The 18,796-nt window shown below is 42.0% G+C and carries 17 protein-coding genes; 13 read left to right on the top strand and 4 right to left on the bottom strand.

Annotated features, from left to right (window positions below; all coding sequences use genetic code 11):
* Positions 1 to 3 precede the first annotated feature (3 nt).
* The 7 genes from B7723_RS02185 to B7723_RS02155 all read left to right on the top strand — a co-directional run bounded on the left by B7723_RS02185 (position 4) and on the right by B7723_RS02155 (position 7,432).
* Positions 4 to 1,422 (top strand): NCS2 family permease, encoded by a 1,419-nt coding sequence (locus B7723_RS02185; protein WP_042903133.1) that lies wholly within the window; start codon positions 4 to 6, stop codon positions 1,420 to 1,422.
* Between the two features lie 54 nt (positions 1,423 to 1,476).
* Entirely contained in the window at positions 1,477 to 2,184 is a 708-nt protein-coding gene (locus B7723_RS02180; RefSeq protein ID WP_000653642.1) for a CPBP family intramembrane glutamic endopeptidase, read from the top strand.
* A gap of 76 nt (positions 2,185 to 2,260) precedes the next feature.
* Positions 2,261 to 3,235, top strand: a complete 975-nt coding sequence (folP, locus tag B7723_RS02175) for a dihydropteroate synthase (RefSeq protein WP_162279188.1) — start codon at positions 2,261 to 2,263, stop codon at positions 3,233 to 3,235.
* 1 nt (position 3,236) lies between these two features.
* Positions 3,237 to 4,559 (top strand): bifunctional folylpolyglutamate synthase/dihydrofolate synthase, encoded by a 1,323-nt coding sequence (locus B7723_RS02170; RefSeq protein WP_084849032.1) that lies wholly within the window; start codon positions 3,237 to 3,239, stop codon positions 4,557 to 4,559.
* Positions 4,540 to 5,094, top strand: a complete 555-nt coding sequence (gene folE / locus B7723_RS02165; protein WP_084849031.1) for a GTP cyclohydrolase I FolE — start codon at positions 4,540 to 4,542, stop codon at positions 5,092 to 5,094. Before B7723_RS02170 ends, folE begins: the two co-directional genes overlap by 20 nt.
* Before the next feature lie 240 nt (positions 5,095 to 5,334).
* On the top strand, positions 5,335 to 6,156 hold the full coding sequence (gene folK, locus B7723_RS02160; protein ID WP_049500585.1) for a 2-amino-4-hydroxy-6-hydroxymethyldihydropteridine diphosphokinase: 822 nt from the start codon (positions 5,335 to 5,337) through the stop codon (positions 6,154 to 6,156).
* Positions 6,149 to 7,432, top strand: coding sequence for a hypothetical protein (locus tag B7723_RS02155; RefSeq protein ID WP_084849030.1), 1,284 nt, complete (start codon positions 6,149 to 6,151; stop codon positions 7,430 to 7,432). Before folK ends, B7723_RS02155 begins: the two co-directional genes overlap by 8 nt.
* Before the next feature lie 50 nt (positions 7,433 to 7,482).
* On the opposite strand, the gene B7723_RS02150 is transcribed toward B7723_RS02155, so the two are convergent.
* Entirely contained in the window at positions 7,483 to 7,800 is a 318-nt protein-coding gene (locus B7723_RS02150; protein ID WP_000886045.1) for a DUF960 domain-containing protein, read from the bottom strand.
* 204 nt (positions 7,801 to 8,004) lie between these two features.
* On the opposite strand from B7723_RS02150, the gene ccpA reads away from it, so the two are divergent.
* The gene (gene ccpA, locus B7723_RS02145) at positions 8,005 to 9,015 is read left to right on the top strand and encodes a catabolite control protein A (protein WP_001090635.1); all 1,011 of its coding nucleotides are present in this window, start codon (positions 8,005 to 8,007) and stop codon (positions 9,013 to 9,015) included.
* 53 nt (positions 9,016 to 9,068) lie between these two features.
* Here ccpA and B7723_RS02140 read toward each other — a convergent pair whose 3' ends face one another.
* Positions 9,069 to 10,031 carry an asparaginase gene (locus tag B7723_RS02140; RefSeq protein WP_084849029.1) on the bottom strand — a complete coding sequence of 321 codons (963 nt, stop codon included), beginning with the start codon at positions 10,029 to 10,031 and terminating at the stop codon, positions 9,069 to 9,071.
* Between the two features lie 65 nt (positions 10,032 to 10,096).
* On the opposite strand from B7723_RS02140, the gene B7723_RS02135 reads away from it, so the two are divergent.
* Positions 10,097 to 11,488 (top strand): Cof-type HAD-IIB family hydrolase, encoded by a 1,392-nt coding sequence (locus B7723_RS02135; protein WP_084849028.1) that lies wholly within the window; start codon positions 10,097 to 10,099, stop codon positions 11,486 to 11,488.
* A 495-nt stretch (positions 11,489 to 11,983) separates the two neighbouring features.
* Entirely contained in the window at positions 11,984 to 13,960 is a 1,977-nt protein-coding gene (locus B7723_RS02130) for a cell wall protein (protein WP_084849027.1), read from the top strand.
* Between the two features lie 120 nt (positions 13,961 to 14,080).
* On the opposite strand, the gene B7723_RS02125 is transcribed toward B7723_RS02130, so the two are convergent.
* Positions 14,081 to 14,533: a universal stress protein gene (locus B7723_RS02125; RefSeq protein ID WP_000079162.1), complete on the bottom strand. Its 453-nt coding sequence runs from the start codon at positions 14,531 to 14,533 to the stop codon at positions 14,081 to 14,083.
* A gap of 166 nt (positions 14,534 to 14,699) precedes the next feature.
* Between B7723_RS02125 and B7723_RS02120 the strand changes: the two genes are divergently transcribed.
* The 3 genes from B7723_RS02120 (at position 14,700) to rpmH (ending at position 16,637) form a co-directional block, all read left to right on the top strand.
* A complete protein-coding gene (locus tag B7723_RS02120) occupies positions 14,700 to 14,999 on the top strand; it encodes a hypothetical protein (RefSeq protein WP_084849026.1) in 300 nt (99 codons plus the stop codon).
* 144 nt (positions 15,000 to 15,143) lie between these two features.
* Positions 15,144 to 16,358, top strand: coding sequence for a pyridoxal phosphate-dependent aminotransferase (locus B7723_RS02115; protein WP_084849025.1), 1,215 nt, complete (start codon positions 15,144 to 15,146; stop codon positions 16,356 to 16,358).
* Positions 16,359 to 16,502: 144 nt separating this feature from the next.
* Positions 16,503 to 16,637, top strand: a complete 135-nt coding sequence (gene rpmH, locus B7723_RS02110) for a 50S ribosomal protein L34 (RefSeq protein ID WP_000831905.1) — start codon at positions 16,503 to 16,505, stop codon at positions 16,635 to 16,637.
* Between the two features lie 182 nt (positions 16,638 to 16,819).
* Here rpmH and B7723_RS02105 read toward each other — a convergent pair whose 3' ends face one another.
* Positions 16,820 to 18,664, bottom strand: coding sequence for an APC family permease (locus B7723_RS02105; RefSeq protein ID WP_084849024.1), 1,845 nt, complete (start codon positions 18,662 to 18,664; stop codon positions 16,820 to 16,822).
* Positions 18,665 to 18,796: the final 132 nt, after the last annotated feature.

The raw sequence follows: 18,796 nt of genomic DNA, 5'->3' as shown, positions 1-18,796 counted from the left end.
AAGATGGACAAACTATTTAAACTAAAAGAGCACGGGACAGATGTCCGTACAGAGGTGCTTGCTGGTTTAACAACATTCTTTGCAATGAGTTATATTCTCTTTGTAAACCCTCAAATGCTTTCCCAAACGGGTATGCCTGTTCAAGGTGTGTTCTTGGCAACGATTATCGGTTCTGTAGTCGGTACCTTGATGATGGCTTTCTATGCTAATTTGCCATACGCACAAGCACCAGGTATGGGATTGAATGCCTTCTTTACATTTACAGTTGTATTTGGGATGGGCTATACTTGGAAAGAAGCTCTTGGTATGGTCTTCATTTGTGGAATTATTTCACTGATTATTACCTTGACAAATGTTCGTAAAATGATCATCGAATCTATTCCCACAACACTTCGTTCAGCTATTTCGGCTGGTATTGGTGTTTTCCTTGCCTATGTTGGGATTAAGAATGCTGGTCTCTTGAAATTCTCAATCGATCCAGGTACTTATACTGTAGCAGGTGAAGGAGCGGACAAGGCACAAGCTGCACTTACAGCAAACTCAGCAGCTGTTCCAGGCTTGGTAGACTTCAATACTCCAGCCGTATTGGTGGCTCTTGCAGGTCTGGCTATTACCATCTTCTTTGTTGTTAAAGGCATCAAGGGTGGAATCATTCTTTCTATTTTAACAACGACTGTCCTTGCCATTGCTGTTGGTGTTGTGAATTTGTCAGGGATCGACTTTGCTAGCAATAATCTTTCATCAGCGGTTAATGATTTAGGAACTTTGTTTGGTGCTGCTCTTGGTTCAGAAGGTTTAGGATCTTTGATTTCAAACACTTCGCGTTTACCAGAAACCTTGATGGCTATTCTTGCCTTCTCACTAACGGATATTTTTGATACAATCGGTACTCTTATCGGTACTGGTGAAAAAGTTGGTATCGTTGCGACAAGTGGGGAAAACCATGAGTCAGTTAAATTGGACAAGGCTCTTTACTCTGACTTGGTGGCAACTTCAGTAGGTGCCATTGCAGGTACTTCAAACGTTACAACCTATGTTGAGTCTGCGGCGGGTATCGGTGCTGGTGGACGTACTGGGTTGACAGCCCTAGTGGTTGCGATCTGTTTTGCTCTATCTAGCTTCTTTAGCCCACTTCTAGCGATTGTTCCGACAGCTGCAACAGCACCAATTTTGATCATCGTCGGAATCATGATGCTTTCTAACTTGAAAAATATCCCTTGGGATGATATGGCTGAAGCGGTTCCTGCCTTCTTCACATCTATCTTTATGGGATTCAGCTACTCTATCACACAAGGGATTGCTGTTGGTTTCTTGACATATACCTTGACAAAAGTTGTCAAAGGTCAAGCCAAGGATGTGCACGTGATGATTTGGATTTTGGATGCCTTGTTTATCCTTAACTATATCAGTATGGCGCTATAAATGGTATAATAGGAAAAGGGGAGTCTCCCCTTTTTAATTATAAGGAGGTACATCATGAAAGATAAGACGATTTGGCAAGAGGTTTTGAACAGAGGGAAATGGGTGCTCATCCTTTTGGTAGCTTTTGTTCTATCTCAATTTCCCATAGGACTTGCTTTGTTTTTAGCAAACAAACAGTTTCCGATTTTACAGTCAGGGCTCTTAGTTGGTGCCCTATCCATAGTCGTTTTGATTGTATTCATTATTGGTGCACGAAAAACACAACTTGCTACTTTTAATCTATCCTTTTTTAAGGCAAAAGACTTGGCTCGCTTGGTACTGAGTTATCTGGTGATTTTTGCGACAAATCTCTTGGGTTCACTCCTGCTTCGACTAACAAATGAGGCAACAACCAATAACCAATCAATACTGAATGGTTTGGTTCAGAATAGTTCCTTGATTTCAACTTTCTTCCTACTAGTCTTGATTGCGCCGATTTGTGAAGAAATTTTGTGTCGTGGAATTATTCCTAAAAAGATCTTCCGTGGAAAAGAAAAACTAGGTTTTGTTGTTGGTGCAATCGTCTTTGCCTTGCTCCATATGCCAACCAATTTACCTTCTGTGATTATTTATGGAGGAATGTCAACGGTTTTGACTTGGACAGCCTATAAGACTGAGCGTTTGGAGATGTCCATTTTGCTTCATATGATTCTCAATGGTATTGCATTTTGTTTGTTGGCCTTATTGGTGTTGATTAGTAGAAATCTAGGTCTATCATTCTAAACCATTGGCCTACTTGGAAAAGATGAATACTAACGTGTCCATCTTTTTTCTTTTTATGGTAAAATAGAGGGATAATATGGTAGAGAACCTTAAGGGAGTAACCGTTATGTCCAATAAAGTCAACCGTGGAAAAACAGCTATTTGTGGAATTATCAATGTAACACCAGATTCTTTTTCAGATGGTGGGCACTTTTTTGCTCTTGAGCAGGCGCTCCAGCAGGCTCGTAAATTGATAGCAGAAGGAGCGAGCATGCTAGATATCGGTGGAGAATCGACTCGGCCGGGCAGTAGCTATGTTGAGATCGAAGAGGAAATCCAGCGTGTTGTTCCAGTGATTAAAGCTATCCGTGAGGAAAGTGATGTTCTCATTTCCATTGATACTTGGAAAAGTCAGGTGGCAGAGGCTGCTTTGGCTGCTGGTGCCAATCTGGTCAATGATATCACTGGTCTCATGGGAGATGAGAGAATGGCGGATGTGGTTGCTAAAGCTGGAGCGAAAGTGGTTATCATGTTTAATCCAGTTATGGCTCGACCTCAGCACCCTAGTTCGCTCATATTTCCTCATTTTGGTTTTGGTCAAACCTTTACAGAAAAAGAGTTAGCTGATTTTGAAAAAATGCCAATCGAAGACCTGATGATGGCTTTCTTTGACAGAGCCCTAGCGAGAGCGAATCAAGCTGGGATAGCAAGAGAAAATATTCTGCTGGATCCAGGGATTGGCTTTGGTCTGACTAAGAAAGAAAATCTACTCCTTCTACGTGATCTGGATAAACTGCATCAGAAAGGCTATCCGATCTTTCTTGGAGTTTCGCGTAAGCGGTTTGTCATTAATATCCTGGAGGAAAATGGCTTTGAAGTCAATCCTGAAACGGAAGTCGGTTTCCGCAATCGGGACACAGCTTCGGCTCATGTAACCAGTATCGCTGCGAGACAGGGTGTGGAAGTGGTGCGCGTGCATGATGTAGCCAGTCACAGGATGGCGGTTGAAATTGCGTCAGCCATTCGTTTGGCAGATGATGCAGAAAATCTAGATTTAAAACAATATAAGTAAGATGAACGAAATTCAAAACAATCAGTGGATTGCCCACTACCGGACGGACCAACCGCATTTTGGTTTGGAGCGAATGGTGGAACTCCTAGCTCTGCGAGGCAATCCCCATCTCAAACTTAAGGTCATCCATATCGGGGGGACCAATGGCAAGGGGTCGACCATTGCTTTTTTGAAAAAGATGCTGGAAGGGCTAGACCTGAGAGTTGGGGTGTTCAGCTCGCCCTATCTCATTCATTATACAGACCAGATTAGCATTAATGGGGAATCCATTCCCGAGGCTAGGCTAGAAGCCCTCATGGCAGACTATCAGTCTTTGCTTGAGGGGGAATCTGCTACCAATTTGCAGGGGACAACCGAATTTGAGATTATCACAGCTCTAGCTTATGATTACTTTGCCTCAGAGCAAGTAGATGTGGCTATCATGGAAGTCGGCATGGGTGGTCTTTTGGATAGTACTAATGTTTGCCAGCCAATTTTAACAGGAATTACGACCATTGGACTGGATCATGTGGCCCTACTTGGTGATACCTTGGAAGCCATAGCAGAGCAGAAAGCTGGTATTATCAAACAAGGTATTTCCTTGGTGACAGGTCATATTGTTCCTAAAGCCTTGACTGTGATAGACTCTATTGCAGAAGCTAAAAATGCGCCTAGACTTGCCTATGGAAAAGATTATCAGGTTCGTCATCAAGAAAGCGTGGTAGCTGGTGAAATCTTTGATTATACTAGTTCTGTCAGACAAGGTCGCTTTCAAACAGGTCTGCTTGGTTTGCACCAGATAGAAAATGCGGGGATGGCGCTTGCTCTCCTAGACACTTATTGCCAGGAGACTGGACGGGAGTTGGCAAGTAATGACTTGGTTGCTCAAGCTTTGAAAGAGACCAGATGGCCAGGGCGTTTGGAGGTCGTGTCTAGCGACCCCTTGATGATTTTGGATGGGGCCCACAATCCCCATGCTATCAAGGCTTTATTAGCAACCTTGCAAGAACGCTTTGCGGATTATCATAAGGAAATCCTCTTTACTTGTATCAAGACCAAGGCCTTGGAGGATATGCTGGATTTGCTAGAGACGGTGCCAGATAGTCAATTGACTTTAACCCATTTTGACGATAGTCGGGCGACGGATGAAAGCGTGCTGAAAGAGACAGCCAAGTCTAGAAATCTCAATTACCAAATTTGGCAGGATTTTCTAGAGCAGAAATTGACAGATAAAAATGAAGAGAAACAAACAGTTAGGATTGTCACAGGTTCCTTGTATTTCTTGAGCCAAGTGAGAGCCTATCTGATGGAGAGGAAGAACGAGAATGGATACACAAAAGATTGAAACGGCTGTAAAAATGATTATTGAGGCTGTTGGTGAGGACGCTAACCGCGAGGGCTTGCAGGAAACACCTGCTCGTGTAGCTCGTATGTACCAAGAGATTTTTTCAGGTCTTGGCCAAACTGCTGAGGAACACCTGTCAAAATCCTTTGAGATTATCGACGATAATATGGTTGTAGAAAAGGATATCTTTTTCCACACTATGTGTGAGCACCACTTTTTGCCCTTTTATGGGAGAGCGCACATTGCCTACATTCCAGATGGTCGGGTGGCAGGCTTGTCTAAGCTAGCCCGTACGGTTGAAGTTTATTCTAAAAAACCACAAATTCAAGAGCGTTTGAATATTGAGGTGGCCGATGCCTTGATGGACTATCTGGGTGCTAAAGGAGCCTTTGTTGTCATTGAGGCGGAACATATGTGTATGAGCATGCGTGGTGTCAGAAAGCCAGGCACGGCAACCTTGACGACAGTAGCGCGAGGTGTATTTGAAATAGATAAAGACCTCCGAGACCAGGCTTATCGTTTAATGGGACTATAATACCCTTCGAAAATCAAATTCAAACCACGTCAGCTTCACCTTGCCGTAGGTGCGGTTACTGACTTCGTCAGTTCTATCCACAACCTCAAAACAGTGTTTTTAGCTGATTTCGTCAGTTTTATCTACAACCTCAAAGCAGTGCTTTGAGCAACCTGCGGCTAGCTTCCTAGTTTGCTCTTTGATTTTCATTGAGTATAAAAAGAATCCGCTTCATGCGGATTTTTCTAGAAAGGACTAATTATGGATCAACTGCAGATTAAAGATTTGGAAATTTTTGCCTATCATGGTCTTTTCCCTAGTGAGAAAGAATTAGGGCAGAAGTTTGTTATTTCCGCAAGCTTATCCTATGATATGACCAAGGCGGCTACAGAATTGGATTTAACAGCTTCTGTCCATTACGGAGAACTGTGTCAGCAGTGGACGACTTGGTTTCAGGAAAGCACTGAGGACTTGATTGAAACGGTAGCCTACAAATTAGTTGAACGTACCTTTGAGACCTATCCTCTTGTCCAAGAGATTGAGTTGGAACTAAAAAAACCGTGGGCTCCAGTGCATTTACCATTGGATACCTGCTCGGTGACCATTCGCCGTCGCAAACAACGGGCCTTTATCGCTCTAGGAAGTAATATGGGAGATAAGCAAGCAAACTTGGAGCAAGCCATTGACAAACTGCGAACTCGAGGTATCCATATTCTCAAAGAGTCCAGTGTTTTGACGACGGAGCCTTGGGGTGGTGTGGATCAGGATAGCTTTGCCAATCAGGTGATTGAAGTAGAAACCTGGCTACCAGCACCAGTCTTGTTAGAAACATTGTTAGCCATTGAGTTAGAAATGGGACGGGTTCGAGAGGTGCATTGGGGGCCTCGTTTGATTGATTTGGACCTACTCTTTATGGAGGACCAGATTATTTACACAGACGAGCTCATATTGCCTCATCCTTATATAGCAGAACGCCTCTTTGTTCTTGAGCCGTTAGTGGAAATAGCTCCCCATTTTATCCATCCGATCCTAAAGCAACCAATTCGATACTTGGTTGACCAGTTGGAGCAAGGAAATGCCTAAGCTTTCCGAGACCTATAGTAAGTGGAAGAGTATTGGGGAGGGACTACTTGCTATTGTTTTAGGGCTTCTCTTGATTCGATTTGGACAAGTTATTCCGAGAATGGGATACCAGTTGCTGATGGGTTACTTTTCCTTGTCAGCAGTTTGGCACTTGTTGACTCGCTGGTTTCAGGATAAAAAACGTCGGGAAAATATCTTTGTAACCTTGGGAAAGCTGGCGGTTGCGGCTCTGGTGTTTGACTCTATCATCTTGCAAGACCTTGCCCTCTATCTCCTGGTTTTTATCATTGCGAGCTACCAGCTGTTTACGGGCATCATTAGTCTTGTGACCTGGTCTCTCTATCGAAAAAATGCCATTCATCCTCGGCTCCATCATCTCTTCGATGCTGTATGGATGATAGGATTCGGTCTTTATAGCATCTCTCCTTTTCACGATGCAGCGAATTTTGAATTGCTCTTGCTTGGGTTTTACTTGCTCATGCTAGGAGCTAGTAGCCTCCGGGACGGTTTCTTTTTTGAAAAGATAGAAAACAATCCCAAGCTGAAACGACGAATGCGAATGACCTTGCCGATCTTTGTGACGGCTTTGATCCCTATCAGCACCTTGCGAAAACTAAATGAGTGGCTGGCAAATCATGAAAGCCAAGAAGGGGAAGTTCATTCAGAAAGAAAAAACGACCAGACGGTTGATCTGGAAATTTTTGTCCATACCTCAGAAACCTCTTTCTTCCTTGCTATGGGACATGTGGATATTTGTTATCAAGGGAAGGTTATTTCCTATGGTTCCTATGATCCCCACTCGGAGCGTTTATTCGGCATGGTTGGAGACGGTGTTTTGTTTAAGGCCAATCGGGAAAAATACATCGAACTCTGTAAGAGGGAAAGTCAGAAGACCTTGTTTGCTTATGGTCTGAGTTTGACGGACCAACAGAAAGCAGCTATCCAAGCTCGCCTAGCGGAGATAGAAGACCTGTTAATTCCTTGGGAACCAAGTTCGCAGTTGATGAAAAGAAGAGAGGGAGAGGTCAAGCATACCTACTCATACCAACTGAAAGAGGAAGCAGATGCGACCCTCTATAAATTCAGCTCATCCGAGTTTAAGACCTACTTCGTTCTCAGTACCAATTGTGTCTTGCTGGCAGACTCTATCGTAGGAAAAGCTGGGACTGATATATTGAGTCCCCAAGGTTTCATTGTGCCAGGGACTTATCAGGATTACCTTGATTTAGAGTATACAAAACCCAATGGTCTAGTTGTTAGTCGATCCATTTATTAGAAAAAGAAAACTCTAGTTCCTCAGCAGTTTGCGCCGAGAAGCTAGAGTTTTTAAAATAGGTCATTTTCTTCTGGAAGGAGGATGGTTTCTCTACCGTCTAGGTCTAAAACAAGGACCCTGGGAGGGTAAAGCGGATCGAAAGGATGATTGAAATCAAAATCAATACTAGTCGGAAGGTGCTGGCTAGAAAAATGGAAGGTGATGGTCCCCTTATTGTTGAGCAGCTGAAACTCAAGTTCTTCTTCTAATTCAAAGACATTTTTCAGGAAATGATCAATAATATACCATAAAGAGTCAATGACATCATCAGGCAAGCTGGTCACGACACCAAAACTAGCGGAACGTCTCTGTGTATTTGTAAAAGCCATGTTTTCCTCCCCCTTTTATTTTCCTTATCATACAGCAAAATGTCTTAAAAATCAAGAAATCCTACTTGCTTTTTCAAAATGGGAATAAACTGTGAAATTTTTTCAAAGTTTCTCTAAAAAATACTTGAAAGTGTTTACAATAAGTGATAAAATGGAGTAAGTAGATGCGTGAAAGCGAAATTTTCATTATAGAAAGGAAACGGAATGAACACAGATGATACAGTAACGATTTATGACGTCGCCCGTGAAGCAGGAGTTTCAATGGCAACAGTTAGCCGTGTCGTTAATGGCAACAAGAATGTTAAAGAGAACACTCGAAAAAAAGTCCTAGAAGTGATTGATCGCTTGGACTATCGTCCAAATGCGGTAGCCCGTGGTTTAGCTAGCAAGAAAACAACGACAGTCGGAGTTGTGATTCCGAACATTACCAATGGTTATTTCTCAACACTTGCTAAGGGGATTGACGACATTGCTGAAATGTACAAGTATAACATTGTCCTAGCAAATAGTGATGAGGATGATGAAAAGGAAGTTTCAGTGGTTAACACTCTCTTTTCAAAACAAGTCGATGGGATTATCTTTATGGGCTATCACTTGACTGAAAAGATTCGTTCAGAGTTTTCTCGTTCACGGACACCGGTTGTTCTTGCTGGTACTGTGGATGTAGAACACCAACTTCCAAGTGTAAATATCGACTACAAACAAGCAACGATTGATGCCGTGAGCTACCTTCTCAAAGAAAATGAGAAAATTGCTTTTGTGAGTGGACCACTCGTCGATGATATCAATGGCAAGGTTCGTTTGATTGGTTATAAGGAAGCCTTGAAAAAAGCTGGGCATTCTTATAGCGAGGGCTTGGTCTTTGAATCAAAATACAGCTATGACGATGGTTATGCCTTGGCAGAACGCTTGATTTCATCACAAGCTACAGCCGCAGTTGTAACAGGTGATGAATTGGCGGCGGGTGTGTTGAATGGTTTGGCTGACCACGGTGTGTCTGTGCCAGAAGAGTTTGAAATCATTACGACAGATGACTCTCAGATTGCACGATTCACTCGTCCAAACTTGACTACTATTGCCCAACCTCTTTATGACCTAGGTGCTATCAGCATGCGTATGTTGACTAAGATTATGCATAAGGAAGAGTTGGAAGAACGTGAAGTTCTCCTGCCTCATGGTTTGACAGAACGTCGCTCTACACGAAAACGTAAATAGAAAAAATCAGGGAATCATGAAGATTTCCTGATTTTGCGTTCTAGAGTAGAGGTTTATCCTTCCATATAGTCTTTCAAAGCCTGCCCTTTTAATCCAGCATTAAGGGCAATTAATAATTTGAGGCGCGCTTTTTGAGCGTTGAGTTCTTTGACAAAGAAAACCCCTGCTCGTTGCAACTGCACTCCTCCGCCTTGGTAGGCGTAGACAGGTTCAGCAATACCATTAAAGCATCGTGAGACCAAGGCGACTGGGATTCCTTTTTGCAGGAGATTTTCCAACTTTTGAGCTGTTTCTTTGGGAACATTGCCTGCTCCAAAGGCCTGAATGACTAAGCCATCCAGCTGTTCCAAGTCTAACATATCGATCAGCTCGTCTGTCATACCGGCATAGGCTGAGATGATGGGAACTAGACCTTGAATATGTTCGAGATCAAACCGGACACGGGGTTCAGCCGTTTTGAAGTAGAGGATTTCTTGCTTCATGATGAGGCCAAGTGGACCATGTGTTGGGGTTTGAAAGGTGCTGACATTAGTCGTATGAGTTTTGGTAACATACTTGGCTGCATGGATCTCATCGTTCATGACGACCAGCACACCCTTGTCGGCTGCTTTATCATCACTGGCAACTCGTAAAGCGCTCAGATAGTTATAAACACCATCGCTACCAAGTTCGTTTGAACTACGCATGGCACCTGTTAGAACGATGGGGATGGGCGGAATTTTCATGGTATCAAGGAAGTAGGCTGTTTCTTCTAAGGTATCTGTACCATGTGTGATGACAACTCCATCGTAGTTATCAGTTTCCTCTTTAATCTTATGATAGAGTGCAAGCATATGCTTGGGTTTGATATGAGGGCTTGGCAGATTAAAAAAGTCTAGGGCATGAACCTCAATCCCTTCAAGCGGATTGGAAACATGGTTCATGGGATTTTCCTGGCTAGTTACAACGGCACCAGTGGCGTCTGCTTGCATGGAAATAGTCCCACCTGTATGTAAAACAAGGATTTTCTTAGGCATGATTTAGTCACTCTTTCTGAAATGTGGTATAATCATTGTAACACAAAAGGGGAGAATGGGACAGGATGGAAGTCAAGGCTGTTTTTTTTGATATCGATGGAACGCTAGTCAACGATCGCAAGAGTGTTTTGAAATCCACTAAGGACGCGATTAAGATTGTCAAAGAGCAAGGAGTGCTTGTTGGAGTAGCGACAGGACGAGGGCCGTTTTTTGTCAAGGAATTGATGGAAGACTTGGACTTGGATTTTGCGGTGACCTACAATGGCCAATACATTTTTAATAAAGAAAAGGTGCTCTTTGCAAGTCCGATTGCTAAGTCAAGCCTGCGTCAACTGATTGCTTATGCTAAAAAGGAGCGTAAAGAAATCGCTCTTGGAACCGAGCATGCCGTTGTTGGTTCGAAAATTATGTCATTTGGTCTCGGATCCTTTTCTCAACTGGTTAGTCGTTTTATTCCGACTGTTCTGACAAGAACCGTTAGCCGTTCCTTTAATCGAATGGTCAGCAAGGCAGTTCCTCAAAAGGAAGACGACTTGCTTAACTTGATTAATCAGCCCATTTATCAAGTTTTGATGCTGATGACTCCAGAAGAATCTGAGAAGGCAGCAGCTGATTTTGAAGACTTGAAATTGACTCGAAGCAATCCTTTTGCCGCAGATATCATTAACCAAGGCAATTCCAAACTAGAAGGCATTCGCCGAGTCGGGAAAGAATATGGCTTTGATCTCAATCAAGTCATGGCGTTTGGTGATTCAGACAATGACCTAGAAATGTTGGCGGGTGTTGGTATGTCGGTTGCTATGGGAAATGGCAGTAGCAGTGTCAAAGAAGTCGCCAAGCATATTACGGCAAGTAATCAACAAGATGGTATCCACAAGGCGCTCGAGCACTTTGGTGTTTTGGCTTCAGAAAAAGTGTTTGTCAGTCGAGACTACCACTTTAATAAGGTCAAAACCTTCCACCACATGATGGATGAACGAACTCAAGAAGAGCCACGGGCATGGGATGCTGAAGGTGCAACCCACCGCGCAGATTTTAAAATTGAAGAATTAGTAGAGTTTGTTCGCGCAGCAAGTTCTTCGGAGGAAGAATTCCAAAACTCCCTTGCAAGCATGCATGAGGCACTTGATAAGGCGGCAGAGAAAGTGGCGAAAAAGACGCCTGCTAAGCAAAATCTGGTCGGTCAAGTGGATGCTTTGATTGATACATTGTATTTCACATACGGCAGCTTTGTATTGATGGGAGTAGATCCAGAACGCATTTTTGATATTGTCCATGAAGCGAATATGGGGAAGGTTTTCCCTGATGGAAAAGCTCATTTTGACCCAGTTACACACAAGATTTTAAAGCCAGATGACTGGGAAGAAAAATATGCTCCAGAACCTGCCATCCGACAGGAACTACAACGTCAGTTTAAAGCTTATGAGCGACATAAAGAAAGAAAAAATAAAAAATAAGAGAAAATTCTTTTCCCTGGATGAAAAATTCGGGGATTTTTTCGAGGCTAAAAACCGAACAATTACATAAATAGAACTAATTATTGTTAGCATATTTATACTTATTTTGAATAACAAAACGCTTGAAATTTTTTTTGAAAACGAAAATAAAAATATTTTAGTTTACAAAAAATAATGCAGCGTGGCACTTTCCCCCAATTTATCTAGCTTTTTTTTAAAAAAATATCAAAAAAAGACGAGTCAAATTATTTGATGTTTAAAAGTTGATGTGTTAGAATAACTTCAGAAAGCGAATAAATATAAAATCCTCATGCTACTACAATATGCTCTTTTTAAAGACAGAAAGTCAACTTGTTTATTTCAGGCCTGTTAACAAGTTGATGTGAAGAATTCACTCTAGTTTTGAGGTTTAGTTATAAAATTGTGCACAAATGCTTTCCAAATTTTTATTATTTTAATTTTCAAGTTTAGAAATTAAAGAATTAAGAGGTTGAAATGAAGAAAAAATATACCTATTTGACAGCTTCTGTTTTAACAGCTGTAACAATGCTTCCAACTTTTGCACCAAGTGAAGCTCACGCTGCTTACAATTGGAATGGGAATAATAGCTACTATACAAGAACTAGCCGTCGTTCAAGCAATCGTACTTCTAACCGTACTACTGCAAATCGTAGCCGCACATCAAACTATACTGTAAGAAGTTACGGCTACAACAGTTATTACCCAAGCTATAACTATGGCTACAATAGCTACTACCCAAGCTATAACTATGGATATGGTAGCTATTACCCAAGTTACAACTACGGTTACAATAATTGGAATAACTACTATGGCTATGACAACAGTAGCAACTACTATGGTTATAACTATTGGAATAGTTACAACAACCTTGCTAGCGATGAAAACTATATTTACTGGAATGGCAATCACTACTACCGCATGAACGACGGTAGCTACCGTATTTATCGTGACGGTCAGTGGAAACCTTTGACAAACAATAGTAACAACAACTCATCTACTAACAACTTGGAAAACGATCCGCACTATCGTTACGAAAATGGTTACCATTACTATGTATTAGACAATGGTGATTATTACTACTACCAAAATGGTAAGTGGGTCTTGGTGAAAGATTCTGCTGATACAACACCAGCACAACCGGCAACACCTGCTGAACCAAAACCAGAACAACCAACAACTCCGGTTGAGCCAGCACAGCCAAGTCAACCTGAAGTTCCTGCTCCAACACCAGCAGAACCAGAGACTCCAACACCAGCTCCTAGTGATAAACCTGAAGAGCCAACAACACCAGCTGAGCCAAAACCAGAACAACCAGCAACTCCAAGTGTTGACCTACCAGAAAATCCACCAATTAATGGTGCTGAAGGTGAATTTGATCCATTCAAGCCATCAACAGAAACACCAGCAGAACCAAAACCAGAAACACCAGCAACTCCAGCTATCCCAACAACACCAGGTTTGGTAACGACTGATGAACCAAGTGAAAACCAAATCCCTGATTATGTTGAAAAACCAGCTGAAGGATTGGAACACTTGGCTTGGGCACCAAATGGACAAACTCCAAAATTGGTTTACCCACCAGGTAAACCAGGTGATGCAGTCCTCAAGAATGATAAAAACTACTACTTCGACGGTAGTGCACATTACTACTATGTATCATCTAACTCAGAGCGTACAGGTTATTCAGCATACTGGAAGTGGCTTGGAGGAAAATGGAAACTTCAAGGGATGACTGATCCAAACGATCCAGCTCGTGATCCAAAACTTCACGAAAACACTGCTGATGACGAGTACATGTACAGTGACAAGAACTCAAGCGTGAAACTTTACTCAACTAACTTGGTAACGACTGCTAAAGCAGGTCAAGCATTGCCATTCAAGAATGTTGAAGAGTTCAAAAACTATGTCATCGAAAAAATGAATCCTAAGTTCCTTGATAACTCTGGTTGGGATGCTAAAGTTGAGTGGGAAATCGAAGATCCAGAAATCTTTGAGAAGACGAAAGAAAACCCATACGCTAAGGACTATGTCTTGATTGCAAATCTCAAGAGTGGTGTCGAAGACAAGAAATACAGTGATGTAGAATTTGGTTATGTGAAGTTTGTTTACCGTGTTGAAGCAACAAACGATACAAACTATGACTATGTTTCAAAAGCGAAAGAAGCTTTCGCTAAAATCAATGAGACTCGTAAAGCTCAAGGATTGAAAGAATTGACTTGGTCTGAAGACATTTATCAAAATCAAGCACTTCCAAAAGTAAATGAAATTTCACGTCAATACGATAGTACAGGCTTTGTAGGACGTCGTGATGAAGATGCTGCTGTTGTCGTTAAGAAATGGGCAAACAGTGGTTTGAGAGACTTGCTTCTCGATCCGAATGTCACTGAAGGAGCTGTAGCAGCAGTAGTTGATGGAAACGGTGTATACTACTGGGCATACAGTTACAAATAATTCAATCTTTTGAGATTGACTACTTTCTAAATAAGATAGAGGCTTTAAACTATTGTTTAAAGCCTTTTTGTGACCCAATCAGGACAAACAAAAAGGAGCCAGAGACTCCCTTTTTAATGATTACAATGTTTTTTCACTTTCTCTCACGACCAGCAAATCGACTTTTGCATGGCGGAGAATGTACTCAGATGAAGAGCCAACCAAGAGGCGTTCAAAGGCATTGAGCCCTGTTGCACCAACGAGAATCAGGTCAACGTTTTCTGCGTCTGGAATAGTACGGGCAAGGAGGGTTTTTGGATTTCCCATTTCGATGACGATATGAATATCGGTCACACCAGCATCTCTTGCGCGCTTTTCGTACTCCTTCATCAGACTTTCAGCATCGACTTGGAGTTCTTCGTAAACTTCAGCATCAAAGGTAGACACGCTTTGAAGAGCGCGTGTGTCGATAACATGGGCAATGGTGAGCTTGGATTCGTTGCGTAGAGCAGTGTAAACACCTTTGACGAAAGCCAAGTCTGCTTCTTTAGAACCATCAATTGCGACCATAACATTTTGGTAACGTTGTGCCATAATGAAACCTCCTGAAATTTTCTTACTGTTATTGTAACCCTTTTCACTAAAGAAGTAAAGTAAAAATCATATTTAAATAAATATTATTGGAGATTCGATTTGGTGGAGATATGTTAAAATAAAAGAAAACGGGATAGTAGGAAACACAGCGAGGGGATGAGAAAGTATGAAAGATTTTGTTCAAGATTCTAAAAAAATAAGTTTTCTTTATCATGGAATTATCCTTGCGTCACTTGTAGGTGAAGTAGTGATGCTTTGGCAGCTGGAAAGAGTCATGCCCGTTCTCTATCCAGGTTTTGTTGGATTTCTTCTCTTTCACCTAGTCTACCACATCATTTTATTTGTGATTGCAAAGAGAAGTTGTCGCTTGGACTATTTGGTCACGTGGGGGCTCTTTCTCATGTTTAATCTTTTGTATGATTCTTTTTTAGCGCTGATCTTTCTAGGTTTGTCTTTTGGTATGTGAGAAAATACTTCTGTATTCTAGTTGTTTAGACGGTGAGAACCTAGTCGTTGTGAGTTTTTTTCTTTGCTTGCTCATTTCAGGAAACTTGTCGCAATCCCTTTCTAGTGGTATAATGTTACTATCTCGATGAATTGAGGAAACAAGATGAAAGAATATAACAAGTCTAGTAAGTTAGAGCACGTTGCCTATGATATCCGTGGTCCTGTTTTGGAAGAAGCTATGCGGATGCGAGCAAACGGAGAAAAGATTTTACGTCTGAATACAGGAAATCCAGCAGAATTTGGCTTTACTGCACCAGATGAGGTCATTCATGACTTGATTATGAATGCGCGTGATAGTGAGGGATATTCTGACTCCAAAGGGATTTTCTCAGCCCGCAAGGCCATCATGCAGTATTGCCAACTGAAGAAATTCCCCAATGTAGACATTGATGATATCTACCTCGGAAATGGTGTCAGTGAGCTGATTGTTATGTCCATGCAAGGGCTTTTGGATAATGGCGATGAGGTCTTGGTGCCTATGCCAGACTATCCTCTCTGGACAGCTGCGGTCAGCCTAGCTGGGGGAAATGCCGTTCACTATATCTGTGATGAAGCTGCAGAATGGTACCCAGATATTGACGATATTAAGTCAAAAATTACTTCCAATACCAAGGCAATCGTCCTTATCAATCCAAATAACCCAACTGGAGCCCTTTATCCTAAGGAACTCTTGTTGGAGATTATTGAGATTGCTCGTCAGAACGATTTGATTATCTTTGCGGATGAGATTTATGACCGCATGGTGATGGATGGGCATGTGCATACGCCTGTGGCGAGCTTGGCACCTGATGTTTTCTGTGTCAGCATGAATGGTCTGTCAAAATCCCATCGTATCGCTGGTTTTCGTGTAGGATGGATGGTCTTGTCTGGTCCTAAGCACCATGTCAAGGGTTATATCGAAGGTCTCAATATGCTGTCCAATATGCGTCTTTGCTCTAACGTTTTGGCCCAGCAAGTCGTACAAACATCACTGGGTGGGCACCAGTCAGTAGATGAATTGCTCCTTCCTGGTGGACGGATTTACGAGCAAAGAAACTTCATTTACAATGCTATCCAAGATATCCCAGGTTTGTCTGCGGTCAAACCGAAGGCGGGTCTTTATATCTTCCCTAAAATTGACCGCAGTATGTACCGCATCGATGATGATGAACAGTTCGTTCTTGATTTCTTGAAGCAGGAAAAGGTTCTCTTGGTTCATGGTCGTGGTTTTAACTGGAAGGAACCAGACCATTTCCGTATCGTTTACCTTCCTCGTGTGGACGAATTAGCGCAAATCCAAGAAAAGATGACACGTTTCTTGAGTCAGTATCGTAGATAAGGCTTTCATAGGGAAAAGCAGGAAACATTTCCTTAGAGCTATTGACAAATAGGTAAGAATCAGATAGAATAGTAAAGTATGTTTAGTAACTGATCACTTTATAGCCGGCTAAACGAATACAAAATCTATGAGGAGGTATTCATCGTGAAACGTACTTATCAACCAAGTAAACTTCGTCGTGCGCGTAAACACGGATTCCGTAACCGTATGTCAACTAAAAACGGTCGTCGCGTATTGGCAGCTCGTCGTCGTAAAGGACGCAAAGTTTTGGCTGCATAATCCAAACGAATTCAACAAAGAAGTCAGTAGGAACTCGAGTCTACTGGCTTTTCTTTTTATCTTAAAGGGTGAATTGTCCACGAAATCGGTCATTTCAAATAGAACTCATGGAGGGCTCATTTAAAAGGTCACATACAAAAAAACTCAAAACCAGATATAAGTTACTGATTTTGAGTTTTTGTTTATTCTTTTAAGTGATAAGAGTAGCTAGCGACAACGACGTCTTCGTGCCATCTGAGAGCGTATTTTAGTTTGAGGCTCATTTGATTGTGCAGGATATTTTGCCAAGGCTTGTTAGGGATAAACTGTGGTACAAGAACTGTAACGGTGTAGTTTTTTTGCTTAGCTTCTTGGGCGATTCGTTTGACATACTTAACGCTAGGGGTGATGATGTCGCGGTAGCTAGTATTGATATTCTTCAGAGTGATATTTGGGAAGTAATCGGCAAATTCCTGAAGAATTTCTTGGTCTTTTTCTGCCGTTTCTTTAGTCGAAATGTGCATGGCTAACACTTCATCACCGATACTTTGAGCGTAGTTAATGGCTCCGACACTTACTCGAGTGACATTTCCTACTAGAACAAGGACAAGATTGCCGTCATAAGTGCGCTTTTCAATTCCTTCGTAGAGTCGTAGTTGTTTTGCCACTTTTTGGTAATGGCTGTGAATGGACAAAAAGAGGAAGGTTAAAACTAGGATAATTGGGAAGAATGGCCAGATATCACCCAGTCTGAAGAGGAGTAAAATGAGAACGATAGCATAACAAATGATGGCCCCAATGATATTGGCAAAGGCAGGTTTTAAGAAGTTTGCTCCTTTTTCCTTTTTCCAATGACGAATCATCCCAGTCTGAGAAAGGGCAAAGGGAACGAAGACCCCGATAGTATAAAGAGGAATCAAGCGTTCAGTATTCCCATTAAAAATGAGAAGAAGGATCATAGCTCCAAAAGCCAGAGTTAAGATACCGTTGGAGTAGCCAAGGCGATCCCCTTTTTCCATAAAGAGATGGGGCATGTACTTGTTTTTAGCCATATTGTAGGCCAACATAGGGAAGGCTGAAAAGCCAGTATTTGCAGCTACAGCTAGAATCAAGGCTGTTGAGAACTGGAAGAGATAGTAACTAGCATGACCAAAGAATGAATCACCAAGAATGCCCTTGGCCATTTGCGAGAGGATGGTTTCTCCATTTTGAGGTGTGATGCCCATCCAGTAGTTTAGGAAGGTAATGCCCGCAAAAAGAAATCCTAAAATCAGCGACATGATGGTCAGGGTCTGAGCAGCATTCTTTTCTTTCGGAGTTTTGAAAAATGGTACCGCATTTGAAATAGCCTCAACCCCTGTCAGAGAGGCAGAGCCACTGGTAAAGGCTCTCAATAGGAGAACGATGGAAAGGCTCGGAACGGTTTGCCCAATGGTTGAAGTCGCCTGATAGTTTAGGGAACCTGTAAATAGTTGAAAGAACCCATAAAGCAAGAGAAAGACGGTACTGAAGATAAAGAGGTAGACGGGAATCATCAGAGAGCTGGCAGATTCTTTCAATCCTCTTAAATTCAAGAGCATGAGCAAGCAGACTAGGAAAATAGAGATATGAAGATTGTAGGGATGGAGGGCAGGAATGGCTGCTGTAATAGCATCAGCTCCAGACGCAACGGATACGGCTACTGTCAGCATATAGTCAACAAGGAGGCTGCCCCCTGCAATCAAGCCTAATTCAGGGGAGAGATTTTCCCGAGTAACCATATAAGCTCCTCCACCTTGAGGATAGGCGTGAATAATTTGACGATAGGAAATGGTCAAACTAGCGAGGAGTAAGAGGACAAAAATACCGATAGGGAGGCTCCACCAAATAGCGAGAGGAGAGAGACTGACTAATACGAGAATGACTTGTTCAGGTCCATAGGCAATAGAAGACAGGGCATCACTGGATAACATTGCAAGTGCCTGCATTTTTCCAAGTAATCCCCCTTCACTATCTGTGAGAGACTTGAGTGGTCGACCGATAAAGGTATATTTTAATTTTCTAAACATTTTCTTTTCCTTTGATGAAAATTTCAATAAGTGTTATTATACTGCTTTGAAAAAATGCAGTCAAGGGAGAATGATCGGTATTAGAATATTTTTACAAGCCGGGGGATGCTATTTTTGGTATAATAGATGGAA

This window comes from Streptococcus oralis subsp. oralis (assembly GCF_002096435.1).
In the GTDB taxonomy this organism is placed as follows: domain Bacteria; phylum Bacillota; class Bacilli; order Lactobacillales; family Streptococcaceae; genus Streptococcus; species Streptococcus oralis_AA.
Note: the sequence above shows the minus strand (reverse complement) of the source record. Positions and strands in the feature narration are given on the sequence as shown.